The sequence below is a fragment of the Streptomyces dangxiongensis genome (assembly GCF_003675325.1).
Lineage (GTDB): Bacteria > Actinomycetota > Actinomycetes > Streptomycetales > Streptomycetaceae > Streptomyces > Streptomyces dangxiongensis.
This window is the reverse complement of the sequence record NZ_CP033073.1, coordinates 3593703-3609486: the sequence shown is the minus strand read 5'-3', so window position 1 is coordinate 3609486 and position 15784 is coordinate 3593703. Positions and strand designations below refer to the sequence as shown.

Below are 15784 nucleotides of genomic sequence, written 5' to 3'. Positions count from 1 at the left end.
CGCGTCGCCGGGCGGCTTCCTCCCGTCCGCCCGCGTACGCCGTGAGCCTTCTCTCCCACGGTGCGAATAGTCACAAAAGCCTGTGCAGGGTCCGTCCGGTTGAGGGAGGGCCGCCGTCCGCCGTGTAGATTCCGGGGGCCGAGAGCCATGGAAGGGACCGATCCGGTGAACAAGAAGCTCGCGGCCGCACTGTCCGGCGGTGCGGTACTGGTAGTGGCACTGTCGGGTTGCAGCAGCAGCGGCGACGACAAGGGGCCCGATCCGAAGCTGGTCGCCTGGGCCAAGAAGGTGTGCGACGCGGTACCCGCGCAGGATGCCAAGATCAGGTCGGCCAACGCGTCGATCGCGTCCATCGCCACGGACAGCAACCTCCCGCCGAAGAGCGCCCAGAAGACTTACGCACAGGCCTTCCAGGACCTGGCCGACGGCTACAAGGCCCTCGCCGACGCTCTCGGTCACGCCGGAGCGCCCCCCGGGATCGACGACGGCGCCAAGCGGCAGCAGGACGCCGCCAAGACCCTGGACGGCCTGTCCTCGTCGTACGTCGACCTGAAGAAGAAGGTCGACGGGCTCGACACCAAGGACCAGGGCAAGTTCGCCAAGGGCCTCAAGGACGTCGCCGCCGCCCAGGCCGAAGACGTCGGCAAGCAGAGCAACAGCGGTACCCAGGCGCTGAAGCGGCTGGAGCAGGGCGATGTCAAGGCGGCGATGGCCGAGCAGCCTAGCTGCAAGGTCCCGGCGGCGTCCGGGAAGGCCGGGGCGACGCCGCGGGGGACGGCCGGCTGACGCCGGCGGCCGGTCCGCGCGGCAACTGGCCGGGCAGCCGCCCCGGGCCACAATGGGGACGTGACTGACTCCGGACTCGCTCCCCTGCCCGCTTCCGACCGGCCCGACATCGCCGCGCGCCTGCGGGACGCCCTGCTGGCCGCCTCCTTCACCGCCGACGGGCTGCTCGACCTGCTCGGCGCCCCCGCCTACGCGGCGCTGGCCCGCAGCGAGACCGTGCCCGCCCTCAGGGCGACCCGCGGCGACACGCCGCTGGAAACGCTCGTACGGCTGTTCCTGCTCCAGCAGCCGGTGCCCCACGCGCGCGTGGCGGCGATCCTGCCGGCCGGGGAGGCGCTGGCAGCCGGGTGGCTCACGCGCGTGGGCGGCGACGAGGTGGCGGCCACCGTGGACGTACGGCCGTACGGCGGCCCCGGCGGCGAGGACTGGTTCATCGTCTCCGACCTGGGGTGCGCGGTCGGCGGCGCGGGTGGCATCGGGCAGCGCGACGAGGGGGTCGTCCTGGGCGTCGGCGGCGCCTCCACGACCCTCGCCGGTATCACCGTCCGCACGCCCGTCGCCTCCGCCCTGGATCTCGGCACCGGCTCCGGTATCCAGGCGCTGCACGCCGCCCAGCACGCCACGCGCGTGACGGCGACCGATCTCAACCCGCGCGCGCTGCACATCACGGCGCTCACGCTGGCGCTCTCCGGGGCGCCCGCCGCCGACCTCCGCGAGGGTTCGCTGTTCGCACCGGTCCGGGACGACGAGACGTTCGACCTGATCGTGTCCAACCCGCCGTTCGTGATCTCCCCCGGCGCCCGGCTGACCTACCGGGACGGCGGCATGGGCGGGGACGATCTGTGCCGCTCGCTCGTTCAGCAGGCGGGGGAACGGCTGACCGAGGGCGGGTTCGCGCAGTTCCTCGCGAACTGGCAGCACGTGGCGGGGGAGGACTGGCAGGACAGGCTCAGGTCGTGGGTGCCGCGCGGGTGCGACGCCTGGATCGTGCAGCGCGAGGTGCAGGACATCACGCAGTACGCCGAGCTGTGGCTGCGGGACGCCGGTGACCACCGCGCGGACCCGGCGGAGTACCAGACGCGGTACGACGCATGGCTCGACGAGTTCGAGGCGCGCAAGGTCAGGGCGGTCGGCTTCGGCTGGATCACTCTGCGCCGCACCGGGGCCGCCGAGCCGTCCGTCACCGTGGAGGAGTGGCCGCACCCGGTCGAGCAGCCCCTCGGTGAGGCGATCCGGGCGCACTTCGAGCGCCTCGACTATCTCCGGGCGCACGATGACGCGGCGCTGTTGGACAGCCACTTCCGGCTCGCCGTCGAGGTGGTCCAGGAGCAGGTCGGGCTGCCCGGTGCCGAGGACCCGGAGCATGTGGTGCTGCGTCAGCACCGCGGGATGCGCCGGGCGACCAAGGTGGACACGGTCGGTGCCGGGTTCGCGGGCGTGTGCGACGGCACGCTGAGCGCCGGCCGCATCCTGGACGCCATCGCGCAGCTCGTCGGCGATGACCCGGTGGTGCTCCGCGACCGGACGCCGGCGCAGATCAGGTTGCTGGTGGAGCAGGGCTTCCTGGAGCCGGTGCGCTGAGCGGGCGCACGCGGGGAGCGAGTCCGACCGGGGCGCGCGCGGGCAGGTGAGCAGGCGCGCGCCAGGCGGGGCGAGCGGGCCCCGGCGAGCCGGCGCCGGGCAGGTGCCGTACGCCCGTGCCCGCGCTGCCGTGGGCACGGGCGGGCCGTGTCCCGAGCGGGCGCGCGCGGCGTCGTATGCCGGTGGCACGGGCCACGTGGAGGTGCCGCCGGGAGGCCGGCCGGACCGTGAGGGAAAAAGGGCCGGAAAAATACGGGTGCCGGATTCCGGGGCGACGTGTCCGAACGCACATCCGGTGGCTCGTCGGTCTTCCGTTCACCCCGGTGTCGCCTGTCCGTCTCCCGCGCGTGCCACCCTCCCGGCGCTGGGCAGGGCCGGGCGGCGCGGAAGAGGTGGGCGGGGCATGGAGAGCGGGCCGGCGATCTTCGCCGCAATGGTGTTCGCCCTGTTCGGAGCCGGTCTGCTGGCCTGGACCGGGACCCGTCTGCGGCGCCGGGAACCGGTGGCCGACGGTGTGAGCCGGGTCGCATCGGCCACCCTCGCGAGCGTGGCCGGGACGGTGGCGCTGGCCCTCGGCGTGTACTGCCTGACCCGCCTCTGACACAGGGCGGCGCCGTGTCCACCGGGTGAGGGGAGCATCACGCTCCGGACAGGGGGCGGGATCTGCCAGGCGGTCCGGGCGGCAGGAATGGCGGTAGTCGGGTTACCGTTCGAGTGGCCGTTGTGAGCTTTTCCCGTTTGACACGGGGGCGGGATGTAGCGTCACACTCCGCAGCGTCACACGACCAGCAGTACGCCGTGCCCCCGGGACGAACGCCTGGGGAGGCCCCAGCGTCGACCGGAGAGAAGAGCGAAGTTGTCCCCGACCAGCGAGACCGCACAGGGCGGCCGCCGACTCGTCATCGTCGAGTCGCCTGCCAAGGCGAAGACGATCAAGGGCTACCTCGGCCCCGGCTACGTCGTCGAAGCGAGCGTCGGGCACATCCGCGACCTCCCCAACGGCGCCGCCGAGGTGCCCGAGAAGTACACCGGTGAGGTCCGCCGCCTCGGTGTGGACGTCGACCATGACTTCCAGCCGATCTATGTGGTCAACGCCGACAAGAAGGCGCAGGTCAAGAAGCTCAAGGACCTGCTGAAGGACTCCGACGAGCTGTTCCTCGCCACCGATGAGGACCGGGAGGGCGAGGCGATCGCCTGGCACCTCCAGGAGGTCCTCAAGCCCAAGATCCCCGTCAAGCGGATGGTCTTCCACGAGATCACCAAGGAAGCGATCCGCGAGGCCGTCGCCAACCCGCGCCAGCTCAACCAGAAGCTGGTCGACGCCCAGGAGACCCGCCGCATCCTCGACCGCCTCTACGGCTACGAGGTCTCGCCGGTCCTGTGGAAGAAGGTCATGCCGCGGCTGTCGGCCGGCCGCGTCCAGTCCGTCGCGACCCGCCTCGTGGTGGAGCGGGAACGCGAGCGCATCGCGTTCCGTTCCGCCGAGTACTGGGACCTGACGGGCACCTTCGGCACCGGCCGCGCGGGCGATCCGTCGGACCCGGCGACGCTGGTCGCCCGCCTCCAGACCGTCGACGGCAGGCGGGTCGCGCAGGGGCGCGACTTCGACTCCCTGGGACAGATCAAGAGCGCGAACACCCTCCACCTCGACGAGGCGAACGCCCGCGCCCTCGCCGTCGCCCTGGAGAACACCCGTTTCTCCGTGCGGTCCGTCGAGTCCAAGCCGTACCGCCGCTCGCCGTACGCCCCGTTCCGTACGACGACGCTCCAGCAGGAGGCGAGCCGCAAGCTCGGTTTCGGCGCGAAGGCGACGATGCAGATCGCGCAGAAGCTGTACGAGAACGGCTACATCACGTACATGCGTACGGACTCCACGACGCTGAGCGACACGGCGGTCAAAGCCGCCCGCGCGCAGGTCACCCAGTTGTACGGCGCCGACTACCTCCCCCCGCAGCCGCGCACCTACGCCGCGAAGGTGAAGAACGCGCAGGAGGCGCACGAGGCGATCCGTCCGTCGGGTGATCGTTTCCGCACGCCCGCGGAGGCCGGCCTCACCGGCGACCAGTTCCGGCTCTACGAGCTGATCTGGAAGCGGACCGTCGCCTCCCAGATGAAGGACGCGACCGGCAACAGCGTGACCGTCAAGATCGGCGGCACCGCCGCCGACGGCCGGGACGTCGAGTTCAACGCCTCCGGCAAGACGATCACCTTCCACGGCTTCCTGAAGGCCTATGTCGAGGGTGCCGACGACCCGAACGCCGAGCTGGACGACCGCGAGCGCCGGCTGCCGCAGGTCACCGAGGGCGACGCGCTGTCCGCCGAGGAGATCACGGTCGACGGGCACGCCACCAAGGCCCCGGCCCGCTACACCGAGGCCTCCCTGGTCAAGGAGCTGGAAGAGCGCGAGATCGGCCGCCCGTCGACGTACGCGTCGATCATCGGCACGATCCTCGACCGCGGCTACGTCTTCAAGAAGGGCACGGCCCTCGTGCCGTCCTTCCTGTCCTTCGCCGTGGTCAACCTCCTGGAGAAGCACTTCGGCCGCCTCGTCGACTACGACTTCACCGCCAGGATGGAGGACGACCTCGACCGCATCGCGCGCGGCGAGGCCCAGGCCGTGCCGTGGCTCAAGCGCTTCTACTTCGGCGAGGGCAACGTCACGGCCGTCGCCGCGGACGCCGGCAACGGCGACGGCGACCACCTCGGCGGCCTCAAGGAACTGGTGACCGACCTGGGCGCGATCGACGCCCGCGAGGTGTCGTCGTTCCCGGTGGGCAACGACATCGTGCTCCGCGTCGGCCGCTACGGCCCCTACATCGAGCGCGGCGAGAAGGACACCGAGCAGCACCAGCGCGCCGACATCCAGGACGACCTGGCGCCGGACGAGCTGACCGTCGAACTGGCCGAGGAACTGCTGGCCAAGCCCAGCGGCGACTTCGAACTGGGCACCGACCCGGCCACCGGCCACACGATCGTCGCCAAGGACGGCCGCTACGGCCCGTACGTCACGGAGGTCCTCCCCGAGGGCACCCCGAAGACCGGCAAGAACGCGGTCAAGCCGCGCACGGCGTCCCTCTTCAAGTCCATGGCGCTCGACACGGTGACGCTCGATGACGCGCTGCGGCTGATGTCCCTGCCGCGGGTCGTCGGCACCGACGCCGACGGCGTGGAGATCACCGCGCAGAACGGACGCTACGGCCCGTACCTGAAGAAGGGCACGGACTCGCGCTCGCTCCAGACCGAGGACCAGTTGTTCACGATCACGCTGGAAGAGGCGCAGGCGATCTACGCCCAGCCCAAGCAGCGCGGCCGGGCCGCGGCCAAGCCGCCGCTGAAGGAGCTGGGCGAGGACCCGGTCTCCGGCAAGCCGGTCGTGGTCAAGGACGGCCGCTTCGGTCCGTACGTCACCGACGGCGAGACCAACGCGACCCTCCGCTCCGACGACAGCGTCGAGGCCATCACCCCTGAGCGTGGTTTCGAGCTGCTCGCCGAGAAGCGCGCGAAGGCCCCCGCCAAGAAGACCGCGAAGAAGGCGACGGCCAAGAAGACGGCCCCGGCGAAGAAGACCGCGGCCAAGAAGACGGCCGCGAAGAAGACGACGGCGGCCACGAAGAAGACGACCGCCAAGAAGACCACCGCCAAGAAGGCGACGGTCTCCGGGGCGGCGGCTCCCGGCACGGACGGCTGACGCCCGGACCCGACCGGAAACGTCCACTTCGGCCTCGCGACATGAACGCCCCGGCATCACTTTGATGTCGGGGCGTGCGCGTGCCGGGACGGGCGAGGTGTGGTGTCGGTGGCTGCGGATAGGCTGAACGCATGACGCGAGCCGAGCAGCCAACGGCCCACCCCACAGCACCGGACGACGCCCTGGTCGCGGACTCCCGCGAACGCGCCGTCCGCTCCCTGCTGCGCCGACCGCAGCTGAGGCGCCTGTGGAGCGCGCAACTGGTGAGCGGGGTCGGCGACACCCTCGCCCTTCTCGTGCTGGTCGTCCTGGTCCTCCAGGCGGCGATCACCGAGGGCGCCTTCGGCGGCGGTTACCGCGGGGTGGCCTTCGCGGTCGCGACGGTCTTCGCGGCGCGCATCCTCGCCACGCTCGTCTTCGGTGCCGTCCTCCTCGGCCCGCTGACCGCGCTCACCGCCCAGGAGGGCCCCCTCGACCGGCGCTGGACCATGGTCGGCGCCGACGGTGTGCGCGCCGCGCTGCTGATCGTCGCGCCCCTGTGGATCGACTGGACCCCGGACGACGCGCTCGCCGTCCTGCTGGTCACCGCCTTCGTCACCGGCGTCTGTGAGCGGCTGTGGACGGTGTGCCGGGAGAGTGCCGCCCCCGCCCTGCTGCCGGCCCCGCCGCCGGAGGGCGCCACGGTACGGCCGCTCCCGGACCACCTGGACGCCCTGCGCCGCCTGGCGCTGCGCACGACCTTCCTGGCGGTCCCGCTGGCCGCCGCCGCACTGGTCGTCGCCGGCCTGCTGAACAACCTGCTGGGCACCGGCGTGGCCTGGTTCGACCAGCACCAGGTGGCCCTCGGGTCGTACGTGGCGGCCGGCCTGTTCGCCGCCTCCCTGTCCGTGCTGACCTCCCTGGAGCTGCCCGGCACCCGCACCCCGCGCGCGCGGTCCCCGCTGGAGGGCCTGCGCCGCCCGCGCACCGGCACCGGCGTCGACAAGGGCCGTACGGGCGCGGTGCCCCTGCTCGTCCCGGCCTGTGCGTCGGTCGCCGGCGCGATCGCGGCGGCCGTCGCGGTGTGCGTGCTGCACGCCAAGGACCTGGGCGGCGGCCCGGTGCTCTACGGCCTGCTGGTGCTGGGCCTGACCGGCGGTGTCGGCGTCGGCATCCGCACCGCCCCCGCGGTGCTGCCCTCGCTGTCCCGCCGTCGCCTGCTGGCCCTCGCCATCGCCGTCACCGGCATCGCCCTGCTGGCCGGCGGCCTGGTCCCGGACGTCACGACGGTGCTGCTGCTCGTCATGCTGGCCGGTGCCGGCGCGGGCGTGGCCGCCAACACCGGGCACACCCTGCTGGACCAGGAGACCGAGGACTACCGCCGGGCGCGCACCACCGAGCACCTGCACGCCGTGGTCCGGGTCTTCATAGCGCTCGGCGCCCTGATCGCACCCCTGGTCGCCGCGCTGATCGGCCCGCACCGGCTGGAGAACGGCAGGTTCGTCTTCGCGCACGGCGGGGCCGCCTTCACCCTGATGCTGGTCGGCGCGCTGCTGCTGCCGGTGGCCGCGCTGGTGCTCGCCAAGGTCGACGACCGGTCCGGTGTACCGCTGCGCCAGGACCTCAAGGACGCGCTGCTGGGCGGCGACGACCCCGTCACCGCGCCGGCGGCGAAGGGCTTCTTCATCGCCCTGGAGGGCGGCGACGGCGCCGGCAAGTCCACCCAGGCCGAGTCTCTCGCCGAGTGGATCCGCGCCAAGGGCCACGAGGTCGTGCTCACCCGTGAGCCCGGCGCCACCCCGGTCGGCAAGCGGCTGCGTTCGATCCTGCTGGACGTGTCCTCGGCGGGCCTGTCCCACCGCGCGGAGGCCCTGCTATACGCCGCCGACCGCGCGGAGCACGTCGACACGGTCGTCCGCCCGGCGCTGGAACGCGGCGCGGTGGTCATCTCCGACCGCTACATCGACTCCTCCGTCGCCTACCAGGGCGCCGGCCGCGACCTGTCCCCGACCGAGATCGCCCGCATCAACCGCTGGGCCACCGACGGGCTCGTCCCGCACCTCACCGTCCTGCTGGACGTCTCCCCGGAGACCGCCCGCGAGCGGTTCACCGAGGCGCCGGACCGGCTGGAGTCGGAACCGGCGGAGTTCCACGCGCGCGTGCGGTCCGGTTTCCTGACGCTGGCCGCCTCCGACCCCGGCCGCTACCTGGTCGTGGACGCCGGGCAGGAGCCCGAGGCCGTCACCACCGTGATCCGGCACCGGCTGGACATCGTGCTGCCCCTTTCCGAGGCCGAGATCAAGGCCCGGGAGGAGGCGCGCAGGAAGGCCGAGGAGGAGGCCCGCCGCAAGGCCGAGGAAGAGGCCGCGCGCAAGGCCGAGGAGGAGCGCCTGGAGCGCGAGCGCCAGGAACAGCTCGCCAGGCTGCGTGCCGAGGAGGAGGAGCGCAAGCGGCGCGAGCTGGAGGAGGCGCAGCGGCGCGAGGCCGAACGGCAGGCGGAGGAGGCCCGGCAGCGGGCCGAGGAAGCCGCCCGGCGAGCGGAGGAGGAGCGTCAGCGGCTCCTCGCCGAGGAGAAGGCGCGCGCCGAGGCGGAGGCCCGCCGCAGGGCCGAGGAGGAGCGGCGGCGCAAGCAGGCCGAGGAGGAGGCCCGGCGGCGCGCCGAGGAGGAGGCCCGTCAGGCCCGGTTGCGCGCCGAGGAGGAGGCCCGCCGTCTGGAGGCGCAGCGCAAGGCCGAGGAGGCGTTGCTGCGGGCCGAGGAGGCCCGTCGGCAGGCCGCCGAGGCCGCGGTGGCGGCCGACGCGGCGGCCCGCAGGCCCAGCGCACCTCTGCCGGCCGCCCCGACGGCGCCGACCGCGCGGGACACGGCGGACGAAGCGGTCACGGCCCCCACGCCGGTGGTCCCGCCGGGCGCGGACGGACGGCGTGGCGACGGGTGGGACTCCGCCGGGGCGCGTACGGACGCGCGGGCCATGGACGACACCACGGTGCTGCGGCCGGTGCGCGAGGAACGGGGCGGCCCCGCCGACGACGCGCGGCGCTCCCACACCGACGCCGAGGTGACCGCCGAGCTGCCGCAGCCGCCGGTGACACCGGGCGCGGCGGACGAGACGGCCGTACTGCCGCCGGTGTCCGTGGAGGACACGGCCAAGCTGCCGCCGGTGGTGGATCACGGTGCGGCCGACGAGACCGCTGTGCTGCCGCCCGTACGGGACGGCGACCCGGCGGGCCGGGTACCGCCCGGCTTCTTCCGGGACGAGCGGCCGGGTGCCCGGCGGCCGGGCACGGGCCCCGACGGCTCCGAGGCACACACGCGCGAGATGCCTCAGATCGACGCCGACGGCACACCGCGCCGCCGCCCGCGCTCCGACTGGGCCGAGGAAACGCCGCTGGACGACCTGCCGAGCCTGGCGGACGAGCTGCTGGGTTCCTACGACGGACAGCCGCACGGTGACCAGGGCGACACCGGTGAGGAGCGCAAGCGCGGGGGTCGCGGCCGGGGCCGCCGCGGCTGAGGACGGCAGCGGCCGGCCGCCGACCCTGGCGCTCCGCTGCCGCACCCCGTGGCCCGTGGCCCGGGCCCTCGCGCCTTCAACGGGTCCTGCCCCGCTCGCCCACCCCGTCCCCGCTCCGCCCGGCACCACCGCCGGCCCCCGATGTCAGACCTCACCCGCACAATGGAGTCCGGACCGTGGAGTCCGGAACGTGGTGTGTGACGGAAGGACGGCGTGACCCATGACCGTGTGGGACGACCTCGTCGGGCAGGAGAAGGTGAGCGCGGTGCTGGACGCCGCCGCACGGGACGCCGATGCCCTCGTCACGGCCGCCGCGGCGGACGAGCCGCCGCCGGAGGCGTCGAAGATGACGCACGCCTGGCTGTTCACCGGCCCGCCCGGCGCGGGACGGAACCAGGCGGCGCGGGCCTTCGCCGCCGCTCTCCAGTGCGTGAGCCCCGACCGCGCTCTCGGCGGGACCCCCGGCTGCGGATTCTGCGACGGCTGCCACACCGCGCTGCTCGGCACGCACGCGGACGTCACGACGGTCGCCGCGGTCGGCTCGGAGATCCTGGTCAGGGACATGCGGGACACGGTCCGCAAGTCGTTCACCGCCCCGGCGACCGGCCGCTGGCAGATCATTCTGGTCGAGGACGCCGAGCGGCTGAACGAGAAGTCGGCCAACGCGGTCCTCAAGGCCGTGGAGGAGCCGGCCCCCCGTACCGTCTGGCTGCTGTGCGCCCCGTCCGTCGAGGACGTCCTGCCCACCATCCGCTCCCGCTGCCGGCACCTGAACCTGCGCACGCCGACGGTCGACGCGGTCGCCGACATGCTCGTACGCCGCGACGGCATCGACCCGGAGGTCGCCCTCGCCGCCGCCCGCGCCACCCAGGGCCACGTCGACCGGGCCCGCCGCCTCGCCACCGACCCGGCGGCCCGTCAGCGCCGCGCGGCCGTGCTGAAGCTGCCGCTGCGCCTCGACGAGGTCGGCGCGTGCCTCAGGGCCGCGCAGGAACTGGTCGATGCGGCGGCCGAGGACTCCAAGCAGCTCGCCGAGGAGATGGACGGCAAGGAGACCGAGGAGATGAAGGCGGCGCTGGGCGCGCCCCAGGGCGGCCGGCTGCCGCGTGGCACGGCGGGCGTGATGAAGGACCTCGAGGACATGCAGAAGCGCCGCAGAACGCGTACGCAGCGCGACAGCCTCGACGTCGCCCTCGGTGACCTCACCGCCTTCTACCGTGACGTCCTCGCCCTCCAGCTCGGCACCCGCGTGGCGATCGCCAACGCGGACGCCGGGGACGCCCTGGAACGGCTGGCCCGCGCCGGCGCACCGGAGTCCACCCTCCGCCGTATCGAGGCGATCGCCGCGTGCAGAGAGGCCCTGGACCGCAACGTGTCGCCGCTGCTGGCCGTGGAGGCGATGACCATGGCCCTGCGGGCGGGGTGACGGTTCGGTCCGGCCGACCGCGGGGACACGGCGGAGGGTGTCCCTCGTACGAGCCACAGTTCGCACAGAACGCACCGGGCCGGTCGCGCACCGTTACGCTCGCCTGATGCACACCAGGCCATCCCCTCACCGGACCCGTGGCATCCGCACCCGGACGACGGCCCGTCTCACGGCCACCTTCGTCACGGCCGCCGCCCTGCTCATGTCCGCCTGCTCGCCGGGGAGTTCCGGTACGGCGCGAGGTGCGACGGTGGACGCGGCGCTGGCCGCGCTGCCGCGTGCGACGCCGTCGGCGCTGACGTCGTACTACGGCCAGCGGCTGCGATGGCGCGACTGCGGAGTGCCCGGCTTCCAGTGCGCCACGATGAAGGCCCCGCTGGACTACGCCGACCCCGGCGCGGGCTCCGTCCGGCTCGCCGTCGCGCGCAAGAAGGCCACCGGGAAGGGCAAGCCGCTCGGTTCGCTGCTGGTCAACCCGGGCGGTCCGGGCGGCTCGGCGGTCGGCTACCTCCAGGAGTACGCGGGCATCGGCTACCCGGCGCAGGTCCGGGCCCGTTACGACATGGTCGCGGTGGACCCCCGGGGCGTCGCCCGCAGCGAGCCCGTCCACTGCCTCGACGGGCGGCGGATGGACGCGTACACGCAGACCGACATGACCCCCGACGACCAGCGGGAGCGGAACACCCTGGTCGCGGCGGACCGGAAGTTCGCCGAGAGCTGCGGGGCCCACTCGGCGAAGCTGCTGCGGCACGTCTCCACCGTCGAGACGGCCCGCGACATGGACATCCTGCGGGCGGTGCTCGGCGACCGGAGGCTGAACTACGTGGGGGCGTCGTACGGCACGTTCCTCGGGGCGACGTACGCCGGACTGTTCCCGGCGCGGGTCGGCCGGATGGTGCTCGACGGCGCGATGGACCCGTCCCTGGACGCCCGCAGGCTGAACCTGGACCAGACGGCGGGCTTCGAGACGGCGTTCCGGGCGTTCGCGAAGGACTGCGTACGGCGCTCGGACTGCCCGCTCGGCGGGAAGGGGACGACGCCCGCACAGGCCGGCGACCACCTGCGGGCGTTCTTCCGCAAGCTGGACACCCACCCCCTGCCCGCGGGCGACGCGGACGGCCGCAGGCTGGGGGAGGCGCTGGCCACCACCGGGGTGATCGCGTCGATGTACGACGAGGGGTCCTGGGAGCGGCTGCGCGAGGCGCTGACCTCGGCGATGCGGCACAACGACGGCGCGGCCCTGCTGGCCCTCTCCGACAGCTACTACGAGCGGGACGCGAGCGGCCATTACAGCAACCTGATGATGGCCAACGCCGCCGTGAACTGCCTGGACCTGCCGCCGGCCTTCACCGGCCCGGAGCAGGCGGAGAAGGCGCTGCCCGCGTTCGAGAAGGCGTCCCCGGTCTTCGGGCCCGGCCTGGCCTGGGCGTCGCTGAACTGCACGTACTGGCCGGTGAGGGCGACGGGTGAGCCGCACCGCATCGAGGCGAGGGGAGCGGCCCCGATCCTGGTGGTCGGCACGGTCCGCGACCCGGCGACACCGTACCGCTGGGCGCAGTCCCTGGCCCGTCAGCTCTCCTCCGGCCGCCTCCTCACCTACGTCGGCGACGGCCACACCGCCTACGGCCGCGGCAGCGCCTGCATCGACTCGGCGATCAACACCTACCTCCTCCGCGGCACCCCGCCGCCCCCCGGCAAACGTTGCACCTAGCCCGCACCGCCCGCCCCGGAGCCACCCGCTCCGCGGCGGGTACGAAGCACCCCGGGAAACTGTGTAGACTTACCGACGTTGCTGATCGCACCATGGTGCGGACAGCGCGCCGCTTTAGCTCAGATGGCCAGAGCAACGCACTCGTAATGCGTAGGTCTCGGGTTCGAATCCCGAAAGCGGCTCCGAGAAACCCCAGGTCAGATAGTCGCTGACCTGGGGTTTTGTGTTGCTCGGGGCGTGACGCGTCACATGGCCGGGGCGCCGTGGGATGGCTTGCGTGAGCGATGCGTGAGCGGAGGGGGCTAGGCCCTACTTCTTGGGCTTCTTCCGCTGGGCCTTCTTCTCGCCCTCGGCCTGGGCCTTCTTGGCGCGCTTGGCCTTCTTCCGGGCCTTCTCCGCCTTGCGTGCGGCTTCCTCCGCCTCCGCCTTCCGCTGGAGCGGGACCAGCTTGGCAGTGGCCTCGGCGGCGCTCTTGCCGACGTGGGGGAGGACGCTTAATGGTGACGTCGGGTATTGGAACCGTCCGAATACCTCTGTGATCAGAGGGGTGCGAGGATCATGAGGACCTCGTCGCGGGTGTCGTGGGGGGCAAGTCGGAGAGCTTCGGGCCAGCGTCCGATCTCGCGCCATCCGAGCCGCCCGTAGAAGTCCTCCAGGCCCTCGCCGCCGCGGGCTGCCAGATGCAGCTGTTCAAGACCGAGCTCGTCGCGGGCGATCTTCCGGAGCTCGTGGACGAGGGCGGACCCGATTCCGCGGCCGCGGAAGGCGGGGTGAGTCTGGAGGTGGTGGACGGTGCCCCAGTGCCCGACGAGTCGGTAGGGATCGCGGTTGAGGATGACCCATCCGGCAAGGACGCCGTCGATCTGGGCGATGAGGAGCCGACTCTGCTGCGGGTCGAGACGGCTGAGGAGATTGTCCGCGACCGGCGTGACATCGTCGCGTCTGACGGGAGGGAACGGGAACCCCGCGGCGCCGCCGGTGTTGGTAACCGCGATCCAGCAGTCGATCAGCTCTTGCCGGAGTTCGGCGGTGACGTCGTGCGGGTTGGTTATCTGGACAAGGTGGTGGGCGGCATCGTTCGGCATGAGGCGGAGGATGCCAGAGGGGTCTGACATCCTCCCCGGAGTCAGGGGCTCGTGGTGCGTCGGCTGACTTCGGCAGCGTAGTTGGCCCAGTCCCCGGCGGAGAGTCGCTGCCAGGCGACAGCGACGTCGGTGTGGATGCCCAGGGTGCGGGCGAGGATCGCGGCGGGAATCTCGGTGGCAAGCTGGAAGAGCGCGGTGCTGCGTGCCTGGTTGGGCCGGATCCCGAGCTGATTCAGGCGCTGGGTCAGCTGTGTGGTGCTGATTGGGCGTCCGGGCTGGCCACCAGGGAAGAGCCATGGCGACGGTGTCAGGGCGCCGATAGTCGCGTGCCCCTTGCGGTTCGCGGCGACAGTGCGGGCCAGCTGGGCGACGGGATCGGGCAGCTGAACGGGTGCATCACCGAGGTGGAGACGTACCTCCTGAGCGTCGACCTCGACGTCCTCGACGGTCAGTCGGTGGATCGCCGAGGGCCCCTGCGCGTAGAGGAGGAGAAGCAGTCCTGCGAGGCGGTCTTCGGGCTTGAGGGTGTCATCGTGCAGGAGCCGGCGTGCGACGTTCCACCGGTGCTCGTCATCGAGTGGCTGGGTGGGACCGTTCCAGCGGACAGCGGGGACGTGGACGGTGGTGAGCTTGTTGGTGCGAGCCCACCGGACGAAGTGCCCGGCTGTGTGGCGGTAAGTCGCGGCGTCGTCGGTGAGCCACCGGTCGAGGTCGGCCTGTCGGCACGTCTCCAAGACGAGGTCATGAGCCTGAAGCCAGGTAAGGAAGGCGACGGCCGCATAGGTGCGTTGACGCGCGGAAGCGAACTGCTGCGGGGTCAGACGGCGGCCGTTGCTGCGTCGGCGTAGTCGACGGACCAGGTGCCATATCGCGTACTGGTGCAGGACTTTGCGCTGTTCGGGGTCTTGCTGAGATGCGAGAAGGCCGGTGAGGAAACGTTCGAGGCGGACCATGTACTCGTCCCGCTCGGGCAGGGCACCGACGCCGACGAGGACTTGGCGGAGGTGGGCGAGGGGCGGGCTGTCGGGCAGCTCGTCGAGGGCCTCGTGAGTCAGAGCTCGTCTGCCGGCCGCGAGGTCGGCCAGGACCGGAGACACGGACGGCTTGTTCAGCCACCGATTGGCGGTGAGTGGATGCTCGGTGTTGGCGATGTTGTTCCGCAGGGCTTCGAGACCGGGGTGGAGGGCATCGGACGGAGGGCCCAGGAGCTCGTTGAGGCGCCGATTGATGAGACAACGACCGCACTGACCGGGGTGCGGGTAATCGGGCTCGCTGCAGGTGAGGCAGGTGTGCCAGACCTCAGGCGCGGTGCAGCCCAGGCAAAGGGGCTGGTCGAGAGTGCCGGAGACGACCGCCGCGACGTCGCCGCAGGCCGAGCACGGCGCGGAGTGACGCTGGCAGTCCAGGCACCATGGACGACCCGTAGCCCGGGAGGTGCCGCAGGGTTTCTCCGCGTCGCAGATACTGCAAGTCGCGGTGGGCAAGGAGGGGCAGCCTTGGCAGAGCGGGCCGTCCGGTGTGCGGGTGTTCACGACCCTTCGTCGGCCGCAGTTGATGCAGGTTTCCAGGTTCGCCGGGTCGCTGACCAGGCAGTTCGGACATACTGGCCGGCCTTGGTCGTCGCGGGTGGCGGGCTCTCGGCGGGCTCCGCATCCCGAGCACTCCTCGATGCGGGAGTGGGAGATGCACATGCGGCAGACCCGCTTTCCGTCCAGAGGCTTGTCGATGCGTACGGCTCTGTGGCAGCCGGGGCAGGACGGCCGGACGATCCCGGCGATGCCGGCCTCGTGCAGCAGGTCGATCAGCTTGAGGATCGCGGGGTGGGGTGCGAGGTGACCGTCGCCGGTCAGCAGAGCTGGGTGGGATTCCAGGGCCCAGGCAAGTTTCCGCTGGTAGGAGGGACGAGGTGCCGATCGACGGACCGCCTCGGAGACCGTCTCCCGTTCGGCCTGCGGATCCAGTTCAGCGATCAGGGCGCCGATCACTGCGATGGGGTCGCGTCCGTCGTCGTCCGGG

The 15784-nt window shown here is 72.4% G+C and carries 9 protein-coding genes and 1 tRNA gene; 8 read left to right on the top strand and 2 right to left on the bottom strand.

Annotated features, from left to right (window positions below; genetic code table 11):
* Positions 1 to 165: 165 nt before the first annotated feature.
* The 8 genes from D9753_RS16030 (at position 166) to D9753_RS15995 (ending at position 12865) form a co-directional block, all read left to right on the top strand.
* Positions 166 to 786, top strand: coding sequence for a small secreted protein (locus D9753_RS16030; protein WP_121787633.1), 621 nt, complete (start codon positions 166 to 168; stop codon positions 784 to 786).
* Positions 787 to 846: 60 nt separating this feature from the next.
* Positions 847 to 2367, top strand: a complete 1521-nt coding sequence (locus D9753_RS16025) for a N5-glutamine methyltransferase family protein (RefSeq protein ID WP_121787632.1) — start codon at positions 847 to 849, stop codon at positions 2365 to 2367.
* 403 nt (positions 2368 to 2770) lie between these two features.
* Positions 2771 to 2968, top strand: coding sequence for a hypothetical protein (locus D9753_RS16020; protein WP_121787631.1), 198 nt, complete (start codon positions 2771 to 2773; stop codon positions 2966 to 2968).
* Positions 2969 to 3223: 255 nt separating this feature from the next.
* Positions 3224 to 6055 (top strand): type I DNA topoisomerase, encoded by a 2832-nt coding sequence (topA, locus tag D9753_RS16015; RefSeq protein WP_121787630.1) that lies wholly within the window; start codon positions 3224 to 3226, stop codon positions 6053 to 6055.
* Positions 6056 to 6186: 131 nt separating this feature from the next.
* The gene (gene tmk, locus D9753_RS16010; protein WP_121787629.1) at positions 6187 to 9546 is read left to right on the top strand and encodes a dTMP kinase; all 3360 of its coding nucleotides are present in this window, start codon (positions 6187 to 6189) and stop codon (positions 9544 to 9546) included.
* Between the two features lie 220 nt (positions 9547 to 9766).
* Positions 9767 to 10972: a DNA polymerase III subunit delta' gene (locus tag D9753_RS16005; protein ID WP_121787628.1), complete on the top strand. Its 1206-nt coding sequence runs from the start codon at positions 9767 to 9769 to the stop codon at positions 10970 to 10972.
* A 106-nt stretch (positions 10973 to 11078) separates the two neighbouring features.
* On the top strand, positions 11079 to 12683 hold the full coding sequence (locus D9753_RS16000; RefSeq protein WP_121787627.1) for an alpha/beta hydrolase: 1605 nt from the start codon (positions 11079 to 11081) through the stop codon (positions 12681 to 12683).
* A 108-nt stretch (positions 12684 to 12791) separates the two neighbouring features.
* Positions 12792 to 12865 (top strand) — tRNA-Thr (locus tag D9753_RS15995).
* 357 nt (positions 12866 to 13222) lie between these two features.
* Here D9753_RS15995 and D9753_RS15985 read toward each other — a convergent pair.
* A complete protein-coding gene (locus D9753_RS15985) occupies positions 13223 to 13768 on the bottom strand; it encodes a GNAT family N-acetyltransferase (protein WP_121787626.1) in 546 nt (181 codons plus the stop codon).
* A gap of 41 nt (positions 13769 to 13809) precedes the next feature.
* Positions 13810 to 15753, bottom strand: coding sequence for a site-specific integrase (locus D9753_RS15980; RefSeq protein ID WP_205614166.1), 1944 nt, complete (start codon positions 15751 to 15753; stop codon positions 13810 to 13812).
* Between the last annotated feature and the right edge of the window lie 31 nt (positions 15754 to 15784).